This window comes from Streptomyces sp. NPDC111516, from assembly GCF_055635345.1.
In genome coordinates this window covers 1,168,242-1,194,189 of record NZ_JBVKBV010000001.1, presented here as the reverse complement: position 1 = coordinate 1,194,189, position 25,948 = coordinate 1,168,242, and the positions used below count along the sequence as shown (strand labels likewise).

At 71.4% G+C, this 25,948-nt stretch carries 21 protein-coding genes, 3 tRNA genes and 1 pseudogene; 7 read left to right on the top strand and 18 right to left on the bottom strand.

Translation table 11 applies throughout. From position 1 onward, the window contains the following. Positions 1-57: 57 nt before the first annotated feature. Positions 58-131 (bottom strand) — tRNA-Lys (locus tag ACZ7L9_RS05475). A gap of 184 nt (positions 132-315) precedes the next feature. Between ACZ7L9_RS05475 and ACZ7L9_RS05470 the strand changes: the two genes are divergently transcribed. The 3 genes and pseudogenes from ACZ7L9_RS05470 (at position 316) to ACZ7L9_RS05460 (ending at position 4,021) form a co-directional block, all read left to right on the top strand. Next, the gene (locus ACZ7L9_RS05470; RefSeq protein WP_471412670.1) at positions 316-1,743 is read left to right on the top strand and encodes a peptidoglycan-binding protein; all 1,428 of its coding nucleotides are present in this window, start codon (positions 316-318) and stop codon (positions 1,741-1,743) included. A 53-nt stretch (positions 1,744-1,796) separates the two neighbouring features. After that, positions 1,797-3,272: pseudogene (locus ACZ7L9_RS05465) on the top strand (SPFH domain-containing protein); the annotation flags it as partial. A 158-nt stretch (positions 3,273-3,430) separates the two neighbouring features. Next, the gene (locus ACZ7L9_RS05460) at positions 3,431-4,021 is read left to right on the top strand and encodes a lytic polysaccharide monooxygenase auxiliary activity family 9 protein (RefSeq protein WP_471412668.1); all 591 of its coding nucleotides are present in this window, start codon (positions 3,431-3,433) and stop codon (positions 4,019-4,021) included. Positions 4,022-4,055: 34 nt separating this feature from the next. Here ACZ7L9_RS05460 and ACZ7L9_RS05455 read toward each other — a convergent pair whose 3' ends face one another. The 8 genes from ACZ7L9_RS05455 to ACZ7L9_RS05420 all read right to left on the bottom strand — a co-directional run bounded on the left by ACZ7L9_RS05455 (position 4,056) and on the right by ACZ7L9_RS05420 (position 11,269). Continuing rightward, positions 4,056-5,603: an MFS transporter gene (locus ACZ7L9_RS05455; protein WP_471412667.1), complete on the bottom strand. Its 1,548-nt coding sequence runs from the start codon at positions 5,601-5,603 to the stop codon at positions 4,056-4,058. A gap of 144 nt (positions 5,604-5,747) precedes the next feature. Further along, a tRNA-Lys gene (locus ACZ7L9_RS05450) sits at positions 5,748-5,821 on the bottom strand. 154 nt (positions 5,822-5,975) lie between these two features. Next, positions 5,976-6,734: an IclR family transcriptional regulator gene (locus ACZ7L9_RS05445; RefSeq protein WP_471412666.1), complete on the bottom strand. Its 759-nt coding sequence runs from the start codon at positions 6,732-6,734 to the stop codon at positions 5,976-5,978. Positions 6,735-6,900: 166 nt separating this feature from the next. Continuing rightward, positions 6,901-7,749 (bottom strand): ectoine/hydroxyectoine ABC transporter ATP-binding protein EhuA, encoded by an 849-nt coding sequence (ehuA, locus tag ACZ7L9_RS05440; protein ID WP_471412664.1) that lies wholly within the window; start codon positions 7,747-7,749, stop codon positions 6,901-6,903. Next, positions 7,739-8,380: an ectoine/hydroxyectoine ABC transporter permease subunit EhuD gene (gene ehuD / locus ACZ7L9_RS05435; protein ID WP_471412663.1), complete on the bottom strand. Its 642-nt coding sequence runs from the start codon at positions 8,378-8,380 to the stop codon at positions 7,739-7,741. The genes ehuA and ehuD overlap by 11 nt, the downstream gene beginning before the upstream one ends. Then, positions 8,377-9,120, bottom strand: coding sequence for an ectoine/hydroxyectoine ABC transporter permease subunit EhuC (gene ehuC / locus ACZ7L9_RS05430; RefSeq protein WP_471412661.1), 744 nt, complete (start codon positions 9,118-9,120; stop codon positions 8,377-8,379). The genes ehuD and ehuC overlap by 4 nt, the downstream gene beginning before the upstream one ends. 19 nt (positions 9,121-9,139) lie before the next feature. After that, positions 9,140-10,042: an ectoine/hydroxyectoine ABC transporter substrate-binding protein EhuB gene (gene ehuB, locus ACZ7L9_RS05425; protein WP_471412660.1), complete on the bottom strand. Its 903-nt coding sequence runs from the start codon at positions 10,040-10,042 to the stop codon at positions 9,140-9,142. Between the two features lie 267 nt (positions 10,043-10,309). Beyond that, the gene (locus tag ACZ7L9_RS05420; RefSeq protein ID WP_471412659.1) at positions 10,310-11,269 is read right to left on the bottom strand and encodes a D-2-hydroxyacid dehydrogenase; all 960 of its coding nucleotides are present in this window, start codon (positions 11,267-11,269) and stop codon (positions 10,310-10,312) included. Positions 11,270-11,428: 159 nt separating this feature from the next. On the opposite strand from ACZ7L9_RS05420, the gene ACZ7L9_RS05415 reads away from it, so the two are divergent. Beyond that, positions 11,429-12,232 (top strand): maleate cis-trans isomerase family protein, encoded by an 804-nt coding sequence (locus ACZ7L9_RS05415; RefSeq protein ID WP_471412657.1) that lies wholly within the window; start codon positions 11,429-11,431, stop codon positions 12,230-12,232. Positions 12,233-12,311: 79 nt separating this feature from the next. Beyond that, a complete protein-coding gene (locus tag ACZ7L9_RS05410; protein WP_471412798.1) occupies positions 12,312-13,463 on the top strand; it encodes an LLM class flavin-dependent oxidoreductase in 1,152 nt (383 codons plus the stop codon). Between the two features lie 42 nt (positions 13,464-13,505). On the opposite strand, the gene ACZ7L9_RS05405 is transcribed toward ACZ7L9_RS05410, so the two are convergent. Continuing rightward, positions 13,506-15,383, bottom strand: coding sequence for a putative bifunctional diguanylate cyclase/phosphodiesterase (locus ACZ7L9_RS05405; RefSeq protein WP_471412655.1), 1,878 nt, complete (start codon positions 15,381-15,383; stop codon positions 13,506-13,508). Positions 15,384-15,816: 433 nt separating this feature from the next. On the opposite strand from ACZ7L9_RS05405, the gene ACZ7L9_RS05400 reads away from it, so the two are divergent. Then, a complete protein-coding gene (locus tag ACZ7L9_RS05400; RefSeq protein WP_471412653.1) occupies positions 15,817-17,007 on the top strand; it encodes a M6 family metalloprotease domain-containing protein in 1,191 nt (396 codons plus the stop codon). A gap of 82 nt (positions 17,008-17,089) precedes the next feature. Here the strand turns inward: ACZ7L9_RS05400 and ACZ7L9_RS05395 are convergent. From ACZ7L9_RS05395 to ACZ7L9_RS05365, 7 genes are all read right to left on the bottom strand, one after another. Continuing rightward, positions 17,090-17,163: transfer RNA gene (locus ACZ7L9_RS05395), tRNA-Lys, on the bottom strand. After that, positions 17,154-17,861 carry a bifunctional DNA primase/polymerase gene (locus ACZ7L9_RS05390; protein WP_471412651.1) on the bottom strand — a complete coding sequence of 236 codons (708 nt, stop codon included), beginning with the start codon at positions 17,859-17,861 and terminating at the stop codon, positions 17,154-17,156. Before ACZ7L9_RS05390 ends, ACZ7L9_RS05395 begins: the two co-directional genes overlap by 10 nt. Positions 17,862-18,050: 189 nt before the next feature. After that, a complete protein-coding gene (locus ACZ7L9_RS05385; RefSeq protein ID WP_471412649.1) occupies positions 18,051-18,392 on the bottom strand; it encodes a hypothetical protein in 342 nt (113 codons plus the stop codon). Between the two features lie 92 nt (positions 18,393-18,484). Next, the gene (locus tag ACZ7L9_RS05380; RefSeq protein WP_471412648.1) at positions 18,485-19,819 is read right to left on the bottom strand and encodes an AAA domain-containing protein; all 1,335 of its coding nucleotides are present in this window, start codon (positions 19,817-19,819) and stop codon (positions 18,485-18,487) included. After that, entirely contained in the window at positions 19,816-21,429 is a 1,614-nt protein-coding gene (locus ACZ7L9_RS05375) for a hypothetical protein (RefSeq protein WP_471412646.1), read from the bottom strand. The genes ACZ7L9_RS05380 and ACZ7L9_RS05375 overlap by 4 nt, the downstream gene beginning before the upstream one ends. Beyond that, the gene (locus tag ACZ7L9_RS05370; protein ID WP_471412645.1) at positions 21,420-22,607 is read right to left on the bottom strand and encodes a hypothetical protein; all 1,188 of its coding nucleotides are present in this window, start codon (positions 22,605-22,607) and stop codon (positions 21,420-21,422) included. Before ACZ7L9_RS05370 ends, ACZ7L9_RS05375 begins: the two co-directional genes overlap by 10 nt. After that, positions 22,492-23,484, bottom strand: coding sequence for a phosphatase PAP2 family protein (locus ACZ7L9_RS05365; protein WP_471412643.1), 993 nt, complete (start codon positions 23,482-23,484; stop codon positions 22,492-22,494). Before ACZ7L9_RS05365 ends, ACZ7L9_RS05370 begins: the two co-directional genes overlap by 116 nt. A gap of 255 nt (positions 23,485-23,739) precedes the next feature. On the opposite strand from ACZ7L9_RS05365, the gene ACZ7L9_RS05360 reads away from it, so the two are divergent. Beyond that, a complete protein-coding gene (locus tag ACZ7L9_RS05360) occupies positions 23,740-24,336 on the top strand; it encodes a histidine phosphatase family protein (protein ID WP_471412642.1) in 597 nt (198 codons plus the stop codon). Between the two features lie 76 nt (positions 24,337-24,412). Here the strand turns inward: ACZ7L9_RS05360 and ACZ7L9_RS05355 are convergent, their stop codons facing one another. Further along, complete coding sequence (locus ACZ7L9_RS05355) at positions 24,413-25,762, bottom strand: tetratricopeptide repeat protein (RefSeq protein ID WP_471412640.1); 1,350 nt, start codon at positions 25,760-25,762, stop codon at positions 24,413-24,415. Positions 25,763-25,948 lie beyond the last annotated feature (186 nt).

Sequence of the window (25,948 nt, the reverse complement as noted above, 5' to 3'; positions counted from 1 at the left end):
CGGGTTCGGGAACGAACAAGACCCCCTCATGCATGGTGAGGGGGTCTTGACTCTGCGTGCGCCGCCAGGGACTCGAACCCCGGACCCGCTGATTAAGAGTCAGCTGCTCTAACCAACTGAGCTAGCGGCGCCTGCTGACCTGAAGAACTCTACCCGAATGTGGGAGGTGCTCCTGACCATTTCCCGTCCATCACGGCCTGTCGGATGGTCGTTTTTTCTGGTCTGTCCGTCAAAATGCGATATGTCAGGAGAGTTGAGACACTGACGCCCGTGCAGATGCGCCCAAAGATCTTGACGAGTGCGGAGGGGAATCGCATGACTGTGCCGGCTTTCGAGGAGTACGTACCCGCCATCGACTGCACCTGCGCGGGGTGCGCCGAGCAACGGCGAGCCGCCGCGAGTGCCTTGCCCACGCGGTACGGAGGCCATCCGGCCGCACACGGCGCGCGCCGTGCGCTGGTGCTGGCCACCGCGGCCGGAGTGGTGCTGAGCACCGGCGTGGCGGAGGCGGCGAGCGCGCCGGGCGACCGGGCGGCGGAAGCGGCCGGAGCTGCCGGAGCGCCCAGGGCGGACGCGCCGCCGACGCCGTCCCCGACTCCGGCGGAGGTGGCCGATGTGGTGGACCCGGCCGGTGCAGTGGGCCCGGACCCCGCCGACGACGCTGAACCCCTTGACCGGACCGACGCGGGTCCGGACAGTCCGCAGGGCCCCCCGGGGCCGGTGCGGAGCACGGGGGCCTCGGGCCCGCCCTCGTCCGGGACCCCGGCCACGCTGCGCAAGACCAGCCGGGCCGCCATCATCAACCGAGCGAAGAAGTGGCTGTCCGCGCAGGTCCCGTACAGCATGAGCAAATACTGGTCCGACGGTTACCGGCAGGACTGCTCCGGCTATGTCTCGATGGCCTGGGGCCTGCCCGCCAACGAGTGGACCGGGAGCCTCCCCGAGTTCGGGACGCGGATCGCGCGGAAAGAGCTGCAGCCCGGCGACATCCTGCTCTTCCACAACCCGGCCGACCCCTCGAAGGGCTCGCACGTCACGATCTTCGGCGGCTGGACCGACTACACGCACACCCACTACACCGCGTACGAGCAGACGAAGCCGCACACCCGCAGGCAGACGACGCCCATGGCGTACTGGACCCACTCCGGCAGCTACGTCGCGTACCGCTACAAGGGCCTCAGTAGCGGAAGCGGTAAAAGCAGCTCGTCGACGACGTTCCCGGGTGCCTTGAAGTTCGGCGCCGGAACCAGCAACGCGCACGTCACCCAGCTCGGGCGGATGCTCGTGGGGCGCGGTGGCAAGCGCTTCTACAAGGTCGGTCCCGGGCCGGGCTGGGGCGACGCCGACCGGCGCGCGACCCAGGCGTTCCAGAAGGCCCAGGGCTGGAAGGGCAAGGAGGCCGACGGCATCCCCGGCCCCGGCACCTGGCGGCTCCTGGCCGGCGGGGCCGGTCGCGACATCCCCGCCCCCGGGAAGGGGGGCGGCCAGGGCGATTCGAACCCGGGCTCGAAGTTCCCGGGCCGTGGTTATTTCCGGCCCGGTCAGTCCAACAGCCATGTCGACAAGCTCGGCAAGCAGTTGGTGAAGAAGGGATACGGCAAGTACTACCTCTCGGGAGCGGGCCCCCGGTGGACCGAGGCGGACCGGCGCAATGTCGAGGCCTTCCAGCGGTCCCAGGGCTGGCGGGGCGGAGCGGCTGACGGCTACCCCGGTCCGGAGACCTGGCGGCGGCTCTTCGCGTGACAAGACGGAATGCATGACGGAGGCGGGAATCGGAGGCGGGAATGGGATCCACGGTGCCGGACAGTTCCGGAACCCCGGACAACGGGAGCGCGCGGGAAGGGGAAGGGGGCTCGGGCGAGCGGACGGCTTCCGGTCCGGCTTCGGCTCCGGGTCCGGGTCCGGGGTCGGACGCGGGGCGGGACTGCGCCCCGGGCGCGGGGTCGGGGTCGGACGCGGGGCGGGACTGCGCCCCGGGCGCGGGGTCGGGTGGCGGACCGGACTCCGTGGTGGACCTCGTGCTGGACCTGGTCCCCGGTGAGGACGAGGTTTCCGTCCTCGGCGCGACCTCGGCCTCGGTATCGGTCCCCGCCCTGGGCGCCGCCGCCGTTCCGGCCATGGCGTCGGCCACCGCCCCTGCCGCACCGGGGGCCGGGCGGCGGCGGCGCGCGGTCATCGCCAATGAGCGGACCGCGTCCATCCCCGTACCCCTGCTCTTCCGCGAGGAGCCCGAGCCCACCGACGCCGTGCTCCCCGCTGGTGTGCTGCGGCGCGGGGCCGGTGGGCACCAGCAGGTCGCGGGGCTGCGGCGGCCGCCGGCGCCGAGGGGGCCGCAGGTGCGGCCTTCGACGCGGCCGGCGCCCGTCGGTGATCCACGGCTTGCCGAGCGGTCGGGGCCGGCGCTGCCCGGCTGGGTGGCGCTGCTCGCCGGGCTGGCCGGGATCGCCGCCGGTGGCGTCGTCCTCTGGTCGGTCGGCGCGCTGCCCACCGCCCCGCTCACCTGGCTCGGGATCGGCTCGCGTCCGTACGACGGGATCGGTTTCGGCGCCTGGGCGGCGCTCGCCGTGCTGGTGGCGGCGGTGCTCCTCGCGCTCGGCGGCCTGAGCCGCGGACGGGTCGGGTACGCCTGGGTGCTGACGCTCTTCGGCGAGTACCGGGGGAGTGTGCGGCGCACCGGACTGATGTGGATCAGCCCGCTGTTGCTCCGCCGCCGGGTCGACGTACGCCTGCGGCACTGGCGCAGCGAACCGCTTCGCGCCGTGGATGCCAACGGTACGGCGCTGCGCGTCGTCGTCCTCGTCGTGTGGCGGATCAAGGACACCGTACGGGCGACGCTCGGGGTCGCGGACCACGAGGCGTATCTGCGCGAGCAGGTCGAGGCCGCGATGGCGCGGGTCCTCTCGCAACTGCCTGCCGACGCCTTCCACGAGGACGCGCACACCCTGCGCAACGCGGAGGCGGTCGGTGACGCGCTGACCCGGATGCTGAAGGCGGACTGCGAACCCGTCGGCATCGAGGTGTATTCGGCGCAGCCGACCGGAATCGAGTACGCGCCGGAGGTCGCCGCGGCCATGCAGCGCCGCCGGATCGCCGCCATCGACGCCAAACACCGCGACAGCGTCCTGACTTCGGTGGTTGACGCGGTGGACGACACCGTGAACCGGCTGACCGCCAGGGGGCTCGTGGAACTGGACGACTACGAACGGAAGGCGCTGGTCAAGGACTTGACGGTGGCCTTCTACACCGGGCGCAGTGGCGGGGAAGGCGCCTGACGGCCCGCAGGGGTGCTGCGGCGGCGAAGCGGAATCCAACTCCCATTGGTCTGGACATGTTCATGACCCGTCAATAATCTAAGGCTTGGTCTAGACCGCAAGACGCGTGCGCAGCAGGGCTCATGGATCCTCCCCCACGTTCTTGAGGAGCGACAGCAATGCGTAAAAGGGCAAGCGCGGCCGTAGTCGGCCTGGTGATAGCGGGCGCCTCGATGTTCGCGACGGACAGTGCCGGCAGCCACGGCTACACCGACAACCCCATCAGCCGCCAGAAGCTCTGTGCCAACGGCACGGTGACGAACTGCGGCAACATCCAGTGGGAGCCGCAGAGCGTCGAGGGCCCGAAGGGCTTCCCTGCGGCGGGTCCGGCCGACGGGAAGATCTGCTCCGGCGGGCACGGCGAGTTCGCCCAGCTCGACGACCCGCGCGGCGGAAACTGGCCGGCCACCAAGGTGACAGCCGGTCAGGGCTTCGGCTTCCGCTGGCAGTTCACCGCCCGTCACGCGACGACCGACTTCCGCTACTACATCACCAAGGAAGGCTGGGATCCCGCCAAGCCGCTCACCAGGGCCGACCTGGAGCCGCAGCCCTTCATGACGGTGCCGTACGGCGGCCTGCAGCCCCCGGCGACCCTGACCCAGCAGGGCACCATCCCCACCCAGAAGACCGGGAAGCACATCATCCTGAGCGTCTGGAACATCGCGGACACGGCGAACGCCTTCTATGCCTGCTCCGACGTGCAGTTCTGACGTGCAGGCCTGACATGCGGTCAGCCGGTGCCCCTCACGTGCACTCCGGTTGAGCGACGGCGGCCCCGGCCGGGGCCGCCGTCCCCGGCATCGATTTGAACCCGGTCCGCCGCCGCAGCAGCGTCACGGCCAGCACCGCGCCCGCCAGCAACAGCGCGGCCCCCGCCCCCGAGGCGTACCGCATGCTGTGCACGAAGGCCTCCCGCCCGATCGAGATCAGCGAACCGTCCCCCGTGGCCACCGCACCCGCCAGCGTCTTACGCGCGTCCTCCGGCGCGGAGCCCGGCATGTCGGCGGTGTAGACGGCCGTGGCCACCGCACCGAGCAGGGCCATCCCCATCGCACCGCCGAACTCCTGCCCGGTCTCCAGCAGTGAGGCCGCCGAACTCGCCTTCTCCGGCGGGGCGGTGGACAGCGCCAGGTCCGAGACGAGCGCCATCACGGTGACGATGCCGCAGCTCATCACGGCGCAGCCGCCGAGCAGCAGCCACAGCGAGTCCGTACCGGTCAGGGCGAGGACGGCGAAACCGGCGGCGGCGATGACGAAACCGGCGCCGATGACGCGCGTACGGTCGGTCCGCTGGGCGATCGCCGTGGCCGTCGGGGCGGCGGCACCCACCGTCAGGGACGGGGCCAGGCTCCACAGCGCGGCCTCCATCGTGCCCATGCCGAGTACCGACTGCAGATACTGCGTGGTGAAGAACGAGGACCCCATCATGGCGAACGCGGCCAGCGCGTTCAGCCCGATCCCGGCCGCGAAGCCGCCGTTGCGGAAGAGCTCCCGGCTGATCATCGCGTCGCCGTGCATGCGCTGGCGGCGGACGAAGAACCAGCCGACGACGAGCCCGGCGGCGATGATCAGCGCGTTTCGCACATCGAGCCCGTGCGCGGCGCTCTCCTTGACCCCGTAGACGACGGGCAGCACGGCCCCCATCGACAGCGGCACGCTCAGGAAGTCGAACCGGCCGGGGTTCGGGTCCTTGAACTCCGGGACCAGCACCGGCACCAGGACCAGCAGCAGCACCATGGCCGGCACATTGATCAGAAAGACCGAGCCCCACCAGAAGTGCTCCAGCATGACCCCGCTGAGCACCGAGCCGAGCGCGATCCCGCCGGCCATGGCACCCGACCAGATGCCGATCGCCCGGCCGCGCTGTCGCTCGTCGCGGAACATGTTGCGTACGAGCCCCATCGTCGACGGCATCAGCGTCGCACCGCCGATCCCGAGCAGGGCGCGGGCCGCGATCAGCATCTCGGGGCTGGTGGAGTACGCGGCGGCGACCGACGCGGCACTGAACGCGAACGCGCCGAGGAGCAGCAGCTTGCGGCGACCGATCCGGTCGCCGAGCGAGCCCATCGTGATGAGCAGGCCGGCCAGGGCGAAGGCGTACACGTCGAAGATCCAGAGCTGCTGGGTGGCGCTGGGGGCGAGGTCCCGGTCGATGGCCGGGATCGCGAAGAAGAGGACGGAGACGTCCATCGAGACGAGGAGGAGGGGAAGCAGAAGAACCACGAAGGCGGTCCATTCCCGGCGACCGGCGAGGGGGCCGCGCTCGGCGGTGGTGCTCGTAGTGTTCGTCATGCCTGGAAATGTACGAGCGTTTAAAACGCTTGTCTAGTACGGATGTGTAAAACGCTTGTACGTCACGCTGGACGGCGGAAAAACGCAGCAAAAAACGCACTGGGCGGTTCACGTGTGTACGTGAACCGCCCAGTGCGTTGTCTGTGCGCCGCCAGGGACTCGAACCCCGGACCCGCTGATTAAGAGTCAGCTGCTCTAACCAACTGAGCTAGCGGCGCCTGCTGACTCGAAAATAATACCCGCTCCCGAGGGGTGCTGATGACAGTCGGACAAACGGGGCATATCGGGCTTCATTGAGCCCGTCCGGCGATTGAGGACAAAACCGTCCCGGGGGCACCCCGGTGGGCCTCACCGACCCCCGCCCAGGACGGCCTAGAGCGCCAGCGACAAGAGCACGGGCGCCGCCCGCCGGTTCAGCGTGTCCGCCGCGGTACGCAGGCGATGGGCGTCCTCGATCGGCAGGGACAGTGCCAGGCACCCGGCCGACGCCCCGGCGGTCAGTGGCACCGCCGCGCACACCGTGCCGACCGCGTACTCCTGGAGGTCGAGCACCGGAACCGTCGCCGGCTGGCTGTCCAGCTTGGAGAAGAGGACCTTCTCGTTGGTGATCGTCCGCGAGGTGAGCCGGGCCGTCTTGTGGCGGGAGAGGTGGTCGCGGCGGCCGTTCTGGTCGAGCTGGGCCAGCAGGCACTTGCCGACCGCCGAGGCGTGTGCGGAGGACCGGAAGTCCACCCACTCGTTGACCGCGGGGGTGCGAGGGCCGTCGGCGTACTGCGTGACCCGGATCTCGCCGTCGACGTACCGGCTGATGTAGACCGCCGCGCCGACCGAATCGCGCAACTGTGCCAGCGACTGCTGGAGCTTGGTCTCCAGGGCCTGCCTGCGGGCCGCCCCGGAGCCGAGGAGCAGCAGCGAGGAGCCGATGACATACGCACCGTCGGTGATCTGCTCGACGTATCCCTCGCGGCGCAGCATCAGCAACAGGGAGGTGAGATGCGCGACGGGCAGTCCCGTCTCCCGGGAGATCTGGGCGTCCGTCACGCCGTTGCCGTGTTCGGAGACCGTTTCGAGGACGCGGAGGGCGTGCTGCACCGAGTGGAACGGCGCGGTCGGTTCGGGCTTCAATGCCACGGTTTCCCCCTACCAGGTTGTGACCGCAAGCTCTGCCCTCACGATAGCCGCCAAGACCCCTGCCGGGGGAGGCTGTTGAAGAGAATGTGGAGCGCCCCGGCTCCGTCAGCTGGGGCGCATCCGTTCGGCATATGCCAGGGTCACTGGGTTACGACGAGTTTCGAGGTCACAGCACCGCGGTGAGGAATTCGCGCGTACGTTCGTGGTCAGGATCGGTGAAGATTTTTTCCGGCGAACCGTACTCGACCACCCGTCCGGCATCGAACATCAGTACAGTCTCCGAGACGTCGCGGGCGAAGTTCATCTCGTGGGTCACGCAGAGCATGGTGATGTCGGTGTTCCTGGCGATGTCGCTCAGCAGCTCCAGCACGCCCGCCACCAGTTCCGGGTCGAGCGCCGACGTCACCTCGTCCAGCAGCAGGATCTCCGGCCGCATCGCCAGCGCGCGGGCGATCGCCACCCGCTGCTGCTGGCCGCCGGAGAGCTGGGAGGGATGCGCGTCGATCTTCCCCGAGAGTCCGACCAGGTCGAGCAGCTCGCGGGCGCGGCTCTCCGCCTCGTCGCGGTCCATGCCCAGCACGTTGACCGGGGCCTCGGTGATGTTCTGCAGCACCTTCATGTTGGGGAAGAGGTTGAACTGCTGGAAGACCATGCCGATCTTCTTCCGGGCCTCGCGCAGATGCTTCTCGGTCGCCGGCCTCAGCGAGCCGTCGGGCGCCCTGGTGTGGGACAGCGGGTCGCCGTCCACCCAGATGACCCCGTCGCTGACCCGTTCGAGGGTCATCAGCAGCCGCAGGATGGTGGTCTTGCCCGAGCCGCTGGGCCCGATCAGGGTGACGTGCTCGCCGCGTCGTACGGAGAAGTCCAGCCGGTCGAGGACGACGTGGTCGCCGTACCGCTTCACGACGTCGTCGAAGCGGACCAGCGGATGGCCGGTCGCCGCGACGACGGCCGGCACGGCGTCCTCGGGAGCCGTCGGCGCGGTCTTCTGCAGGGGGAGGGGTTCAGTGGCCAAGACGCTTCTCCAGCTTTCTCATCAGCAGCGAGGTGGGGTAGCTCGCGACCAGGAAGACCAGCCCGGCGAGCGTGAATGCCTCGGTGTACGCGAAGTGGGCGGCGCCGTACTGCCGGGCCTCGAAGACCATCTCCTGCACCGTGATCACGGCGAGGAAGGGGGTCTCCTTGAACATCGAGATCGCGTAGTTGCCGAGGGCGGGCAGCACATTGCGCACCGCCTGCGGCAGGATCACGGCCTGCCAGGTCCGCCGCGGGGTGAGCGACAGCGCCCGGCAGGCCTCCCACTGGCCCTTCGGTACACCGTCGATCCCGGCGCGGTACACCTCGGAGGTGTATGCGGCGTAGTGGATGCCCAGTACCACGATGCCGATCGTCAGCGGCTCGACCGAGGTGAACAGGGCCGCCGCGCCGACCAGTTGGACGAGCAACGGGGTGGACCGGATGAACTCCGTCACGGCCCGCACCGGCACCGTGACGAACCTGCTCGGGGCCCGCCCGGCGACCGCGACGGCGAGCCCGAGCACCGCGGCGAGGAGCGTGCCGAGCACGGTCGCGAGCAGCGTGACCTCGAAACCCTTGAGCACCAGGGGCAGCACGTCCCCGGCGGCGTTCCAGTCGAAGCCGTTCACCGGACACCACCTCCGGCCGTCGACGCGACGGCTTCCGTGGCGCTGCGGCTGCGCAGCAGCGAGCCCGCACCGGTCGCCAGGCCGAGCCGCCGCTTGGCGCCGCGCTCCAGCAGATTCATCAGCAGGGTCAGCGCGTAGGCCAGGACGAAGTAGAGGACCAGCAGGGTCACGTAGGCGGTGAGCGTCTCGCCGGTACGGTCACGCAGTTGCTGGATCACGGTCATCAGGTCGGCCGCGGAGATCAGCCACAGCAGCGGGGTGCACTTCAGCAGCTGGATCAGCAGATTGGTGAAGGACGGGATCATCTGCACCCAGGCCTGCGGAAGGATCACCTTCCGCATCCGGTGCACCGGCGTCATGTTCAGCGCGACGGCCGCCTCGTACTGGGCGCGCGGTACGGAGTTGATCGCGCCGCGCACCACCTCGGCACCGTACGCACCGTAGTTGAGACCGAAGGCGACGACACCGCAGAGCAGCGGCGTCAGTTCGTACCCGGTCAGCGGCGGCATCGCGTAGTAGAGCCAGAACAACTGGATGTAGAGCGAGGTGCCGCGGAAGAACTCCACGACCACGCGGGACACGCCGCGCGCCACCAGCAGCCGGCTGACCGACATCAGGCCGAGGACGAACGACAGGAGCAGGGCGAGCAGCGCGCCGAGGACGGTGGCCTGGAGGGTCACCCACAGCCCCGCGCGCAATTGCGGCAGATCGTCGAAGAAGGCGGAGAGGAAATCACTCATGCGGTGCGTTCCGTCCCCGTCAGCCCTTGCACAGGTCGGCCGTCTTCAGGGTGGCCGGCGGGAGCTCGGTGGCCCCGAAGCCGTACTCCTGGAGCAGGCCCACATAGCGTGACTTGTCCGAGACGATCTTCTTCAGCTCGCGGTTGAAGGCGTCCCGCAGGTCCTCGTTGCCCTCGCGGAAGACGGCGCCGCCGGGGCTGTACTGCTTCGCGCCGTCGAGCTCCGGCAGGAAGGCCTCGGTGACCTCGGTTTCGGGGTTCGTCTTCGCGAGCCAGCGCAGCGAGATACCGGTGAGCAGGAACGCGTCGACCCGGCCGCCCTTGACCGCGTCGGCGCCGTCCTGCGGCTTCTGCAGTGTCTTGATCTTGTCCTTGGGGATGCCCGCGCCCTCGGCGTACTTGCCTTCGACGGCGCCCGACATCACGCCGACGGTGATCCCGGCGGCCTTCGCGGACGCCAGGTCGGTGACCTTCTTCGGGTTGCCCTTCTTCACCATCAGCGCGGTGGGCGAGATGAACTCGGGCTCGGAGAAGATGGCGTTGGCGCAGCGCTCCGGCGTGATGGCCATGCCGGCGCTGACCACGTCGTACTTCCCGGCCTGCAGTCCGGGGATCAGGCCGTCCCACTCGGAGAGTGTGGGCTTCAGCTCGTCGACGCCGAGCGCCTTGAAGATCTCCCGGTGCAGCGTGGGCGCCTCGCCCTTGAGCTGCTTGCCCTCCAGATAGCCGTACGGGGCCTCGTTGGCGTACGCGACCCGGACGAAGCCCTGCTTGCGGAGCTTGTCGAGCGCCCCCGCACCGTCCGTGGAACCGGCGTCGGTCTTGCTGCACGCGGCGAGCAGCCCGGGAACGACGAGCAGGCCACCCACGGCCGCCGATCGGTTGAGAAAGCCCCGGCGGGACAGGTTCGGGAAGTCAGCCATGGTTCGCAATCTCCTGGAGGGATCGAACAGTCCGGACAGGGGGTGCGCCTGCCCGATCCCGTACGTCTATGCAGGAAGCGGCCCGCCGTGATCGAACGGTGGCCGGACGGTGACCTTCCCGTGTCCGATTGCGGGCGGAGTGCGACGGCGGGTGCGCAGAGCGTATTCCGCGGCGCAGGACGGTTCATGACGGTCCGTCATGCGGACATGCCCGTCATGAAGGGATGAAGTGACCGTCGTTCGCGGCAGGACAGGGCATGGTTGAGGTCATTCGCCGGGCTCCCGGACGGGGGCATGGCCGCGCTGTTTGTCCACCACGTTCGGCAACGGTGCCCCGGCCGCCCAGAGTTCGAACATCTCCACGAACTGCTCGCCCAGCCGGTCCCGCCAGCCCGCCGTGTCGCCGCTCATGTGCGGGGACACGATCAGATCCGGTACGTCCCAGAGCGGGCTCTGCGGCCCCAGTGGCTCCTGCTCGAAGACATCGAGTGCCGCGCCCGCGATCCAGCGCTTGCGCAGTGCGGCGACCAGATCGTCCTCGACGACCAGCGGACCGCGCCCCACATTGATGAAGCGGGCCGACGGCTGCATCAGCCCGAAGAACCGCGCGTCGAACATGGAACGGGTCGACTCCGTCAGCGGCGCCGCGCAGATCACCCAGTCGGCCATGGCGGCCAGCCGGTCCAGATCCGCCACGCCGTGGACCGTGCGCCGCGCCCTGCGTCCCACGAGCGCCACTTCGACACCGAGGGCGATCAGCAGCCGGGTGATCTCCCGCCCGATCGGGCCCGCGCCGACGACCACCGCGCGGCTGCCCGCCACCTGAGTGCTCTCCCGGTGGCGCCACAGCCGCCGGTGCTGGAGCTCCAGAGTGCCGGGGAGATCCTTGGCGAACGCCAGCACCAGCCCCGTCACGTACTCGGCGATCGGCCGCTCGAAGATGCCCCGCGCGTTGGTCACCACCGTGTCGGAGGCCGCCAGCTCCGGGCAGAGCAGCCGGTCCACGCCCGCGCTCGCCGTATGCACCCACGCCGGGCGCGGCCCGGCACCGGGCCAGGCGGCCCGTACCGCGTCGGAGGTGAAGTCCCACACCAGCAGCACGTCGGCTTCGGGGAGCCGCGCGGCGAGTCCGGCCTCGTCGGTGTACCGCACGGTGGCCCGGCCGGTCAGCCTGCCGAGGCGCGGCGACGGGTCGGTGTCCAGGACGAGCAGGGTGGGCTCTGGCATGAGAGGCGGGCGCTCCGCTGCGTCTGAGATGTGCGGCCCGACCACGCTCGCACCCACGCCCGCCTTCGTCAACAGGTCGCCGTGGAGGCGGCGACGTATGGGGGAATACTGGGGAGGTACGGGGTGAAACGGGCATCCGTGGAAACAGGAAGGGTGGACATGACGACCCTCGGCTTTCTCTACCCGGGCCACCACTTCGCGGAGGACGACTTCCCGCGGATGGAGACCCTGCTCGACGCCGTCAGGCTGGTCGTGAACCACACCGCCATCGACGAGGACGTCTACGAGATCGACGCGCTGACGCGCACCGGTGTGCCCGAACGGCTGGCCGCCGGGGTGCCGGAGCTCCAGCGCGCCGGTGTCGAGTCCGTCGTCTGGGCGAGCGGCAGCGGCGGCTTCCTGTACGGGTGGAAGGGTGCCCACGAACAGACCGCCGCCCTGGCCAGGGCGGCCGGAGTGCCCGCATCCAGCACCTCGTTCGGCTTCGTCCACGCGGTGCGGGAGCTGGACGCCACCCGCGTCGCGGTCGCCGCGACCTATCCCGAGGACATCGCCCAACTGTTCACCGCCTTCCTGCACTCCGCGGGGATCGAGGTGGTCGCCACCCACGCCGCCCACCTGGGCTCCGCCGCCGAGGCCGCCGCCTGGGGCCCGGACAAGGTGCAGGAACTGGTCCGGGCCGCGGACCGCCCGGAGGCGGAGGTGATGCTGCTGCCCGACACGGCCCTGCACACCGTCTCGCACCTGGCGGAGCTGGAGGAGCTCCTCGGCAAGCCGGTCCTCACCGGAAACCAGGTGACGGTCCGGGAAGGGCTGCGGCTGGCGGACCGCCGGGCCTGGTCCCCGAGGCTCGGCAAGATCTTCGCCGAGCGCGAGGCGCCGCCGGCCCCGGTGGCTCGATGGGGCGAGGGCCGGGCGTGGGCACGGAGCGGAAAGAAGGGACGACCCGGCTGGTGGGAATAACCGGAGACCACCTCCTGTTCAGCTGTTCCGGACGGACGCACGAGCCGCACGCATGCGCATCACCGGAGAGGGCCAGGACGTGGACGAGATTCGAGCCGACGAGATCCGTGGCGACGAGATCCGAGGCAGGGCGGAGGGGACAGCCACCGTTCCGCTCTCCGTGCTGGACCTGGTGACCGTGGGCCAGGGCCGCACCGCCACCCAGGCGCTGAGCACGAGCGTGGACATCGCACGGCTCGCCGAGCGCCGCGGATTCCACCGGTACTGGGTCGCCGAACACCACTCCATGCCGGGCGTCGCCTCCTCCTCACCGGCCGTGATCCTGGCCCACCTCGCCGCGCACACCGAGCGCATCCGGCTCGGCTCCGGCGGCGTGATGCTGCCCAACCACGCACCGCTCGTCATCGCCGAACAGTTCGGCACCCTTGAGGCCATGGCCCCCGGCCGCATCGACCTCGGCCTCGGGCGCGCCCCCGGCACCGACGGCGCGACGGCGGCCGCCCTGCGCCGCACGGACCGGCCGGGCGAAGGCGCAATGGGGTCTCCCCTGCTCGAGCGCAGCCGAGAGCTTGGGGAAGACTTCCCGCAGCAGCTCGCCGAGCTGACCCGGTTCCTGGACGACGACTTCCCCGACGGCCACCCCTACGCCCGTATCCACGCGGTCCCCGGCCCGGTCCAGGCCACCGCCGAGGGCGGCGTCCAGTCGGCGGCCCGCCCGCCGATCTGGCTGCTCGGCTCCTCCGGCTTCAGTGCCCGGCTGGCCGGCGTACTCGGCCTGCCGTTCGCCTTCGCGCACCACTTCTCGGCCCAGAACACCGTGCCGGCCCTCGACCTGTACCGGGAGTCGTTCCGGCCGTCCGCGGTGCTCGACGCGCCGTACGCCCTGATCGGCGTCTCGGCCCTGGCCGCCGACGACGAGCGCGAGGCCCGCCGCCAGGTGCTCTCCGGCGCCCTGTCCATGGTCCGCCTGCGCACCGGCCGGCCCGGCCTGGTCCCGACACCCGAGGAGGCGGAGGCGTATGCCTTCAGCCCCATGGAGCGCGAGTTCGTCGACAGCTGGCTGGTCAACATCGTCCACGGCACCGCGGACGAGGTCCGTACAGGCCTCGACGACCTGGCCAAGCGCACCGGCGCCGACGAACTGATGATCACCGCCAACGCCCACGGCGGCGAGGCCCGGCTGCGCAGCTACGAGCTGATCGCCGACGCGTACGGGCTGCCGACGGTCTGACACCGGCCCGGCCTTCCGACCCCGGGGCCGGGAATCCCGGGGTCAGACGTTCAGCTTCCGGCTGCCGATCAGTTCGGCGATCCGCTCCGGGGCCACCGCGCGTGAGTACAGCCAGCCCTGCCCGGTGTCGCAGCCGATCCTGCGCAGCCGTTCGGCCTGGCCCGCCGTCTCCACGCACTCCGCGGTGACGGTCAGACCCAGCCGGTGCGCCAGGTGCACCATCGCCTCGACGATCGTCTCGTCGGCGGGGCTCGGGCGGTCGCCGTCGTCGTAACGGAAGCCGCGTACGAACGAGCCGTCCAGCTTCAGTACGGAGACGGGCAGCCGGCTGAGATAGGCGAGGTTCGAGTAGCCGGTCCCGAAGTCGTCGATGGCGATCCGTACGCCCATGTCGCTGAGCGACTGGAGGGCTTGGAGCGGGCGGCCCGCCGAGCCCATCACCGCCGACTCGGTCAGCTCCAGCTGCAGCAGGGCGGGATCGAGGCCGGTCTCGGCGAGGATCTCCGCGACGTCGGTGACCAGGTCGGAGTCCCAGACCTGCCGTACGGCGACATTGACGCTGATGAACAGCGGCGGCTCGGCCGGGTGGTCGAGCTGCCAGCGCCGGGCCTGGCGGCACGCGGACCGCAGCACCCACCGGCCGAGCTGGACGATCGAGCCGTCCTCCTCGGCGATCGCGACGAACCGATTCGGCGAGAGCAGGCCGAACTGCGGGTGGTTCCAGCGGACCAGGGCCTCCACCCCGCGTACGACTCCGTCGGCCATGCCGACCAGCGGCTGGTACTCGATGGTGAACTCGCCGCGTTCGACGGCGGGCCGCAGATGGGAGGAGAGCGTCTGCCGGGTCATCCGGTGGGCATTGCGCTCCGGGTCGAAGACCGTCCAGCGGGCCTTGCCGTCCGCCTTCGCCCAGTACAGCGTGGTGTCGGCGGCCTGCATCAGACCGGTCGCCGAGGTGTCGGCCACGGCCCGTTCCACCACCCCGATCGAAGCCGAGACGGAGAGTCGCTGCCCGTCCAGGTCGAAGGGCTTCTGCAGCGCGGCGAGGACCGTGCGCGCGAGGTCGGTGAGCGCTTGCGTACCGGCGGAGTCCTCGACCAGGATCGCGAACTCGTCGCCGCCCAGGCGCGCCACGAGATGGGCGCCGGGACGGTGCGGGCGGTCCTGGGCCGCGCAGTCGGTGAGCCGTGCCGCGACCGCGGCGAGCAGCCGGTCGCCGATCCGGTGGCCCATCGTGTCGTTGACGGCCTTGAAACCGTCGAGATCGAGATAGCAGAGCCCGATCCGGCCCTGTCCGGTGACACCGCCGTCCTGGTACGGCGGGGTCTCCAGGGCGGCCGCGAGGCGTTCGAAGAACAGCGCCCGGTTGGGCAGCCGGGTCACCGGATCGTGCATCTGGAGGTGGCGCAGCCGCTTCTGCAGCTCACGCCGGTCGCTGACGTCCGCGACGGAGAGCAGCACCCGGCCGGGACCGGGCCGCGGTGCGTCGGCCCGGCCTGCCTCCGGTTCGGGCATCGGCACGACGGTGATCTCGGCCCACAGTGCGCGCCCGTCGGGGTGCTTGAGCCTGCGGGTGCAGCGGAACCGTGAGCGCCGGCCGTGCAGCACCTCGCGGTACGCGTGCCAGGTGCGGCCGTCCGCCGCGAGGTCGAGCAGATCGGCCGCCGACTGCGTGGTCAGTGCGGCGGCGGAGAAGCCGAGGAGCCCGCCGAGCGCGTCGTTGGCGGCGAGGACCAGTCCCTCGTGGTCGACGACGGCCATCGGGAGCGTGGCGGCCCGGAAGGCGGCCCGATAGCCGTGCGGCTCGGATCCCCGGGCCCCGGCAGCGGGCCATGGAGGGTGACACTCCGTGGCCGACGGTCCTGCGGAGTGGGGGGATGTGACCGCCGCGGGCCTCGGCCCTTCGGAGGTTCCGCTCACCGTTCGCTCCCGCCGTGCAGTTCTGTCCTGAACAGGTGTGGCCGGACTGGCCCGCCGCGCGGAGCGCCGCTGTGGGAGGCGGAAACCACGCGGGAAAGCCTGGTGAAGCATAGAGGTTGGTGCGTCGGGCGTTCCAGCGCCCGACCCCTCCGCGCCCCGCGTTCGCCCCGCATGGGCCAGTCGCGCGCCGATCCGCTTTGTCCGCGACTGATCGATTCTGAGCGTTCCCGTTCTCTCGCGATCTTCACGTGGTTGATTGTGACTGTCTGTGAGGGTGAACGCATCGGAGGGCCGCTGACTCGACTGGGGCAGCTCAACAGGACGCAAGCCTCGAATCATCACAGGGTGAGTGGGTGACCGCAGCTCGTACCCGGAGGTAGATGTGCCGCGTCAGCACAGGACCGGGGGGGCCGGGAGGCCGAGCCTGCGCAGGATGGCCGCGGCGACGACCTCGCTGATGGCACTCGCCGCCACCTCTCTCGTCACCGGGCCTGCCGTGGCCGCCACCGGCGAAGCGGGCCCGTGCGCGCTGCCCCGTACCGAGGTCCACCACTCGCTCGGGGTGGGGGAGTGGAACGACACCTACCCCCGCCCCGTCCACTTCCTCGACGCGGCCATGATCTTCCTCTCCTTCCCGGACCACCGCCCCGGCGCCACCCCCAAGCAGCTCACCGCCGACTACTTCCCCGCCACCACCCGGTTCTTCCAGCGCGCCTCATACGGAAAATTCACCCTGCGCCCGCACCCGCTGCGGCAGTGGATCCAGATGCCCAAGGCCTCTGCCTGGTACGGAATACAGCGGGACTGGAACAACAAGCGGCGCAGCGCCTATCTGCGTGACGCCATCGCCGTGGCCGACCCGAAGGTCGATTTCTCCCGGTTCGACATCATCTACCTTGTCGCCGACCCGGACGCCCCGGGGGTCGACTCCGACGCCACCAAGGTCGTCAACTTCGACCGTCCGCTGCGCGTCGACGGCACGGACGTCCGGCGCGTCGTCACCGTCTTCGAGCAGCACCCGCCGGACCAGAACGTGCTGGCCCACGAGACCGGGCACGTCTTCGACCTGCCGGACCTCTATCACCGGCCGCCCGACGGCAAGGGTGACTGGGACACCTACGTCGGCGACTGGGACGTGATGGGCAGCCAGTTCGGTCTCGCGCCGGACTTCTTCGGCTGGAACAAGTGGAAGCTGGGCTGGCTGGACCGCAGGCAGGTGGTCTGTGTCCAGCGCAGCCGGGACATCACCCTGGAGCCGATGGCCGCCGTGCCCGCGCCCGGCGCATCCATCGGCACCCGGCTCGCGGTGATCAGGACCGGCGATGGCAGCGCCGTGGCCATCGAGGCCCGCAGCGCCACCGGCAACGACCGGACGACCTGCACCGAGGGCGTCCTGCTCTACCGGGTACGCAACGGAACCCCGTCCGGCGGCGGCCCCGTCCAGGTCATCGACACCCACCCCCGCACCGACGCCTGCTGGGACCGGTCCGTGTACGCACCGCTCGCGGACGCCCCGATGCGGGTCGGCGAGACGTTCAGCATCCCCGGCGCGCACACCAGGGTCGAGGTCGCCGACCGGACGCCGTCCGGTGCCTGGACGGTCCGGATCACCACCGGAACGTAGAACGCGAGCTTCCGCGACCAGGACGCGACGACGCGGCCACGAAAAAGCCCCCTCGCTTCCGCGAGGGGGCTTCTTCCGTCTGTGCGCCGCCAGGGACTCGAACCCCGGACCCGCTGATTAAGAGTCAGCTGCTCTAACCAACTGAGCTAGCGGCGCCTGCTGACGTCGTAGACATTAGCACCCTGATCGGCGGGAGGAAAAATCGAATTCCGGACCGCCGGCGAGGGCACCGACCTGGTCACCCGCACACAGGCCCAGAGCAGTACGTCCGGGCCCGGCAGCCAGGGGCTACGGGTGTCGGGCGCCACCACCCAGCGGGGGCCAGGGGTGGTGGACGTGCAGGTCAGCGGGGGGACGGTCACCGCGTCCCCGGTGCCGTGGCAGAGCAGCGGCGGAACCTTCGCGCAGTCGCCGTCCCGTCCCCGCGGGTCCGTGCCGGCCCGCGGTTCGAGGCCGCCGCCCCACTCCTCCCAGTCGAGCAGCGACGGCAGCCGCTGGGCGGTGCCCGGGGAGGCGAAGAGCATCATCCGCCCGCGGTGCGTGGCGACGGGGCCGGAGCCGGGGCCGTCGGCCCACAGGTGTTCCAGCATCCGGCGGCCGAAGAGGGTGGGCACGTTCACCACGTCGAAGGCCGAACCGCACGGCAGCACCCCGGGCGAGGAGGGATGGGCCTCCCACTGCGCCAGCGTGCTGCGCGGATAGGCCGTGGCGCGGGCGAGCCAGGCGGCACCGGCCGCCGTGACCTGAGCCGTCCGGTTCGCGGCCCGGTCCCGCAGGAGAGCGAAGAGGTCGGCGCCGTGGTGGGGGTCGTCGCCGTGATGCAGCTTCGTTTCGTCTGGCAGCCATGCGCTCATGCGCCCATGTCTACCGGGAGTGATCATGCGGATTCTGAGAGTTGCCGGAAATCGGGACAGTCAGGGGTGGGGAGGAGTATCTTGCGCCCGGGCATATGCCACCCGGTGGTACCCGAAGGCGGGACAGCGGACCTTACGGCGGCTACGCCGGAGGCCGGCACGGCGGTCGTATTGAGCCCGGTACGGCAGTCAGGGCGCGGACCCGCCCAGCAGACTCCGGCCGTACTCGACCATCTTCATGGCGTAGTCCTCGGTCCACTCCGCACGCTGCGCGATGTCCGCTGTCGTCAGCCGGTCGAACCGGCGCGGATCGGCGAGCTGGGCGGCCGCGATGGCCTGGAATTCGACCGCACGGTCCGTCGCGGCACGGAACGCCAGGGTCAGCTCGGTGGCGCGGGCCAGCAACTCCTTCGGATCTTCCATCGACTCCAGGTCGAAGAAGTGCTCGGGATCGGCGACTGCCTCCGACGGCTCGAAGAGCAGGGGCGCGGGGCGCAGCCGCTGCCGCTCGTTCCGCTCGGGTTGTGCCATGTGATGATTCCTCCTTCGGTGGGCCCGACGGCCACCCTTCATTGTCCAACGCCGCGCAAGGGGGCTGTCCGGCGTTCCGCGAGCGGGCGCCGTCACGCTTTCCACCGCACCCGGTGCTCGGCCAGATGTGCCAGCACCGCGTGGTTCGCCTCCCAGCCGTCCGGGAACTTCACCGTGACCCCCAGCTGCACCGGTTCCGTCGACGGGTGCTCGTCCAGCAGCTCCACGACGCCCGCCCGGCACACCACGATGCACGCGTGCCGGTGGCGCGAGGCCAGTACGCACAGCCGGCCCGTCTCCAGATGGAACGCCGTGGCGTCCGGGCGGCCGGACAACGGGTGCAGGACCACCGTCACATCGAACTCGCGGCCCTGGAGCCGGTTCGCCGTGTCCACCGCCACGCCCGTCACACCCAGCTCCGCGAGCGCCGCCCGCACCGCCGCCGCCTGGTCGCGATGGGCGGTGCCGACCGCGACCCGGTCCGCCGTCACCGGGACCGGATCGGGGGAGCGCTCGCTCGTCGCCGCGCCGCCCCGGTCAAGGAGCCGACGGACGACCAGGGCCACCGCCCGCACCGCCTCCGGGTCGGTGCGCGGGGTGTGCCGGGCCGGGAGTTCCAGCAGGCCCCAGCCGGACTCCGCGGCTTCGTCCAGCACCCGGTCCGGCGCCGAGCCGTCGGACGCGACGCCGAACGACAGCCGCCGGTCGCCGTGGTCGGTACCGCTGCGGAACGGGGTGTACGGATAGAACGCGTCCGAGACGAGCGGCGCGGCCGACGCGGGCAGTCGCCACGACACCGGCAGCCGGTGCTGCGGCAGCCCGGGATTGTGCGCGAGCAGCGTGGAGACCGCGCTCGCGGACGGGTCGTACGACAGCCCCGCCCACTGGTCCGCACCGACGATCGAGAACGGGTCCAACTGGCCCGGATCACCGACGAACAACGCCCGCTCGAAGAGGCCCGCGACGGCCAGCAACGCGTCCGAACGCATCTGGTACGCCTCGTCGACGATCGCGTGGCCCCACGGCTCGACGTTCTTCACGTGCGCCCATTTCGCGGCCGTCGAGATGACGACGTCGAGGCCGGCGAGATCCGGCGCCTTGGCCGACTTCCGTACGTTGGCCAGGCCGTCCAGCACCTTGTCGTACGGGTCGGAGTCATTGCTGTGCAAGCGCCCGACGGGCAGCCCCGGGTCCTTCTCGGCCAGCCGCACCACCAGGTCGTCGACCTGGGCGTTGGTCTGCGCGACCACCATCAACGGGTGCCCGGCCGACGCGAGTTCGAGCGCCGCGCGCACCACGAGCGTCGACTTGCCCGCGCCCGGCGGGGAGTCCACCACGATGCCGCGCGACGTACCGCTCAGGGTGTCGGCGAGGATCGCGTCGGTCGCCCGCGCGGCCTGGGTGGCCGGGTCGAATACGGCCGTCACAGGAGGTCCTCCGCGGTCACGGGATCGGGATGCTCGGCGCGCTCACCGGCCGTGCCCGGCGGTCCGCCATGGGTCCACGGCGTCTCCTCCGGGTCCGGCAGTTTCGGGCCGCCGCGCTGATCGTGCTCGAACAGGGTCCAGGAGATCCGGTCACCCGGCTCCGGCACCGAACCCGGGGCCGGCTCCTTGCTCCGGCCCATCCGGTCGGTGATCCGCAGCATCAGCGCGAACGCGCCGTCGTCCGCCGGCTCCTCGACGTACGACACGAACTCGGCGGTCTGCGGCCTGCCGTCCAGCGAGCGGTACACCTTGATGCGTTCGCCGAGATGCGGGCGCTCGTCCGTGCGGACGGTGACCAGCGGGCGCGGGGACGGCCGCTTGGACTCGCTGTACGCCATCACCACCTCCGTCACCTCGCCGACGAACGCCTCACCGGCCAGCCGCCGCCCGGCCAGCACCAGCGGATCGTCCAACGCCTCCTGTGCCTCCAACTGCGCCTGCGCCGTCTCGCGCGAGGCCAGCTTCTGCGCTGCCGTCACCGCGTCGTCCCGGCGCGGTTGCGGCGGCTCACCGGAGCGCACCCGGTCCCGGTGACCGGTGAACGACCAGCGGTCCCTGGTCCACCGGTCCTCGGCCCGGGACCCCTCGGGCAGCTCCCTCAGCAGATCGAGCCCCCGCCACACCGCGTCCCAGGTCGGCCGGGTCACGGCGGCCAGCAGCGCCCTGATCTCCCGCTCGGCGCCGGTCAGTTCGGCAAGCCGGGCATCGGCCGCCGGGCCGTCCTGTGCCGCCGCGAGCGAGGTACGTGCCCGGTCGTACTTCTCGATGGCGGGCGCCAGCAGCCGGTTGTCGAACGCCGGGTCGGTCGCCGGACCGGCCGGTGGGCACAACAGCTGGCCCGCGCCGTCCCGGTCCAGCTCCGCGCGGAGCGCCGCCGACGCCCCGGATCCGCCCGCCGGGGCGTCGATCCAGGCCAGCAGCGCGCCCAGATGCTGATCCTCCAGGCTGCTCTGCCCGGTCGCCCAGTGCCGGTTCAGCAGATCCGTCGCGGCGAGCAGCAGCGAGGAGCCCGGCACCCTGGCCCGCTCCCCGTAGTGCGTCAGCCAGCGGCCCAGCAGCGGGACGCGGGCCGGGGCGGGGTACGGGGTGTCGGGATCGTCCTCCGCGGTGCGACGGAACCGCATGGACCGGCCGAGCAGCCGTACGAAGTCGATGCCCGCCCGGCTCGGCACGATCAACTGCGGTGCGTCCGCGCACAGTTCGACCTCGACCTTGACCTTCTTGCCGGTCGCCGGATCGGTTTCGTTGCGCTCGGCGGGCTCGACGACATCCTCGTACGCCTCGATGTGCGGCAGCACCGCCTCGGCCAGTTCCGCGAGGAACGCGAACCGCAGATCCCGGTCGCGCGGCTGTGACACCGCCAGCAGCCGGGGTGCCGCCCGGTCCGTCCCGACGAGCGCCCCCAGTGGCGCGCCCGCTTCACCGGCGGTGGTCAGCGGAACCAGGACGAGCGGCCGGTCGGTGAGATGGCGGTGCAGGACCGTCGCCATTGGCTGTGCCCGGCCGCTCTCCACGGCCTCCAGCCGGGCCAGGGTGCTGATCAGCGACATGCCGCACCGCCCGCCAGCGCCTCGGCCCGCAGCGCCGCCGCCCGTCGCAGGGCCGCGACCGTCGGATCCGCGGGGTCGCCCTCCTTGCCCGCGGCGGCGGCCAGCACCGCACCCACGGTCGTCAGCCCGCCGAGCTCACCGCGCACACTCCGCCCCAACGCCTCCACCGCACCCGCCGCACGGGCCTTCGCCCGGCAGTGGAAGGCCAGCTCGCACGCGGCCAGGCACTCCGGGGCGTACGCCGCACCGACCGATTCGACCGCGGCGTCGAGCCGCTCCCGGGGGCACTCCGGATCGAAGGTGGTGCCCTCGGGCAGCGCCGCCGCGATGTCTTCGACCCGGGCCAGCCTGGTCAGCTGGCGCCGGGTGACCGCACGCTGCTTCCGTACGTCCACGACCGAGGCGGCGGGCAGATTGGAGAAGTCCTTCGGGCAGACCAGCAGCACCCGGTGTCCGACCTCCGCACCCTCCGTCAGCTCCGCGATCCGCTCCAGTGCCAGTACGTAGACGGCGGACTGCCTGGCCGCCGCACCGACCTTCGCCGCGTCGGCCGAACCGTCGATCATGGGGAAGGACTTGATCTCGACGACCGTCCACGTGCCGTCGGGGTGCACCGCCACCGCGTCCGGTTCCAGATAAGCGGGGGAGCCCGCCACCTCCAGGGCCAGCATCGGGTGGTCCAGCAGCGCCCAGCCGCCCGCCTCGGTCGCCTCCCGCAGTGCGAGCGCCGTGCGCGCGGCGCGGCCCTCGGGACCGGCCGCCGTCAGATCGGGCACCAGGACCTCGCCCGGTGCCCCGGCCCCACCGCCGAGGTGCTCGTACAGCAGCCGCATCAGCTCCGTACCGCCGTCTGCCTTGACCTTGGCCTCGAAGGCGTTGCCCCGGACGAGAGCGAACTGCGACTGGCCGAACGGGGCGGGCGAGCCGAGCGCCGTGGCCAGCGCGGCCTTGTCCACCCCGGCGCCGTCCAGCAGGGCGCGGCGCCGGCAGCCCGGGTTGGCGGCGAGGGCGGCCAGCGCGCGGGCGTCGAGCGGACGCGGGGCGAGGGCCGGGCCGCGCAGCTCAGCGAGCCGCTGCCGGAGCGTCGTCCCCCGCTCCGCCCGCTCTTGCGGAGGCAGCGGCGTCGGCCAGGGGTGCGCGGCCGGCCGAGGCGTCTGCGTCGGCCGGTGCCGGGGCATCGGTGGGGTCTGCGGAGGTGGTCCGCTGGCCAGGGATTCGCTCACCCGCCGAAGTCTTGCATCCGGCACTGACAACGGGGGACTTCGCACCTGCGGCGAACCGCGGGAAGCGGGCTCCGAGCCGGTCCCTGACCTGGTCGGTGAGACGCAGCACCGGTCGGGTGAGCAGGGCGCCGACGCCCATCACGGCGGCGCCCGCGACCGCGTCGAGGAAGTAGTGGTTCGCCGTGCCCATCACCACGAACGTGGTGACCAGGGGGTATGCGATGCCCGCGGCCCGGACGAGCGGGTGCCGGGCGTGCCGCCACAGCAGGATTCCGCACCAGAGCGCCCAGCCGACGTGCAGGCTCGGCATCGCCGCGTACTGGTTCGTCATTCCGCCCATGCCGCGCGGGGCACTCGCCTCGGCGCCCCACCACCCGTACGAGCTGTACTGCGCCATCGTGTCGACGAAGCCGTGACTGGCGTGCAGCAGCCGGGGCGGGCAGGTCGGTATCAGCGCGAAGCCGATCAGGCCGAGCAGCGTGGAGGTCATCAGCCAGGTGCGGGCCCTGCGATACAGGGCCTGGCGGCGGCGGAAGAGCCAGACCAGCACGGCCGGGGTGACCAGATAGTGCAGGGACGCATATATGAAGTCGGCGGGTATGCCTATCGAGGGGTGGGCGGTCAGCAGCCGGTTGAGCGGGTGCTCGAAGTTGATGTGGAGCGTCTTCTCCAGGTGCAGGATGCTCAGACCGTGGTCGACGGCCGCTGACACGTCGCCGCGCACGACCAGCCGGCCCGCCGAGTAGGCTGCGTACACCAGCGCCAGCAGCGGCAGCTCGGTCCACCAACGGGGCCGCGGGCGCGCCACGGGCGCGGTGCTGGCATGCTGCATCCGGAAGCTCTCCATCATGTGTTAATGCGACCGACGGCGGGCGTTCAACCGTACGGTGCAGGTCGGCCGTGATTCCCCCCGGGGGTCCCGGTCGGATCCCCTGTGTGTGTACGGATTTCTCCGCGCAGGGAGGGACGCCGGTCCGGCCCCGGAGGTTGCCTCCAGGACCCGTGCGCGATGATGGGAAAACCGGACGATCGATCCGTTTCCTGTTTCGGTCTCCGGTCCTCAGATCTCAGTTCAGGGAGAGCCGTCATGGCACCGCGTATCCTGCTCGCCCGGCACGGCCAGACGGAATGGTCCGTCAAGGGCAATCACACCGGCAGGACGGACATCCCACTGCTCGACACCGGCCGGGCGGGCGCCAAGCTCCTCGGTGAGCGGCTGCACCGCAAGCCGTGGGCGGACCTGCCGGGCCTCGAAGTCCGCACCAGTCCGCTGCTGCGGGCCAAGGAGACCTGCGACATCGCGGGATTCGCGGACCGGGCCGAGCCGTGGGACGCGCTGCTGGAGTGGGACTACGGGGCGTACGAGGGGATGACTCCGGCCGAGGTCAAGGCGATCCGCCCCGACTGGTTCATCTGGCGTGACGGGGTGCCTCACGGGGAGACCCTGGCCGAGTTGTCCGCCCGCGCCGACGAGATCGTCGACTGGGCCCGCTCGGCCGACCGCGACGTCCTGGTCTTCGCCCACGGCCACATCCTGCGGGCGCTGGGCGCGCGGTGGCTCGGTGAGCACGTGTCGTTCGCCGCGCGCATCCGGCTCGACCCGACGTCGCTGTCGGTGCTGGGGTGGGCGTACGGGGCGCCTGCGATGGAACGCTGGAACGACACGGGCCACCTGGACCGGTAGGCCGAGCCGGCCCCGTCAGCGGGGGGCCGGAACCGGTCATCCGGTACGGGGATTCGGGGTGCCCGGTGACGGACCTCTACGCCTTTGAGACCTCCGCGTACCGCTCCAGGAATCCACGCACCTCCTGGGCGCCGTTCCGCGGTGCCAGTACCCCGGCCGCGCCCGCCAGCATGGACCGGATGCGGGACGACTGGACCTGGTCCAGCAGGTCCAGGACCTGATGGCCCGCCGCCGCCGCCTCCGGGGCCCGGCCCGCCCGGGCGAGGTCCCAGGTCAGCTCGGCCCGGTACAGCGCCAGATTCCGGGTGAAGTGCGGATCCTGGAGCCGCGTCGCCCGCAGCGCGTGGCGGGCCGCCCGCGACCAGTCGCCCAGCGCCGACCAGCACTGCGCCTCCAGCATCTCCAACTCCGCCTCCCGGAAGAACGTCATCCACTCCGGGTCGGCATCGGACGGACCGCACCCGAACGCGGTGTGCGCCCGGCCGATCGCCCGTTCGCAGCCCGTACGGTCCCCGAGCCCCGCCCGGCCCCCGGCCTCCCGCAGCGCGAGCAGCGCCAGCAGCCGCGGCGAACCCAGTGGCTGCGCCGCCCGCTGCCCGGCCTCGGCCGCGCGTACCGACTCGCGGGGCCGCCCCGCGTCCCTGGCCAGGAACGACGTATTGCAGAACGCGTGCGCCTCCAGCCCCGCGTCACCCGCCACGCGCGCCGTGGCGAGCGCCTCCGCGTAGTGCGAGCGGGCGTCCTCGAACCGGCCCGAGTCATGGGCCAGCCAGCCCACCGAGATGGCCAGTTCGCCGGCCCCGGCATGCAGCCGGTCGGCGGTGGAGCGCTTGGTGGCGGCCCCGGAGTCGAGCAGCGCGTATGCCGCCCGCAGCGGCTGGGACGCCCTGCGGTACAGGCCGTCACCGCCGTGCCGGTCGTCGAGCAGCCGGATCTGCCGCACCGCCTTCTCGACGGCGCTCACCTCGGCATCGCCGACCCTGCGCGGGTCGGGCCGGGTGGCGGCAGCGGCGGATGTGCCGCCGAGGCCGAGCCCCAGGGTCGCGGCTGCCATCGCGGTGGTGCCGCTCGTCATGAATACGCGACGCAGCACGTCGCTCTCCTCGTGGGTGTCGCTGTGGAGCACAGGGGGCGGTGGAGTTTCGGCAGTGGTCCGCGCCGCCCGGCCGCGTACGGTTTCGCGCGGCGAGAAGCCCAGGTCCGCCAGGGTCGTCCCGGGGAACATGTGCAGGAAGACCCGCTCGTACGCGTAGTTGGGGCAGCGGATCTCGCCGGACTCCACGCGTCCGATGTACCGGGCGTCGCACGCGACCTGCTCGCCGATCTCGCGGGCGGATCTGCGCACCGCGGCAGCGAACTCCCCGGCGGAGCGCGGTCCGCGCAGCCGCCGGAAGGCGAGGTTGGGAACTGCCCCTGTCGACACCATGGGATAGGGCCCTCTCTTTCGGATCACGCCGGGCTCGCGGGGTCTGGCACGCACTCCCCCAAGGCCTTAAGGGCCAGGGGGGACCCCCTGCGGCGTTGTCGTCGGTCACCAACGCTCCGCGTTGTCTCCCTCCTCCGCCTTGCATCTGCACGCACCGGACCCCGCTCCCTGATCCGGCCTGATCCG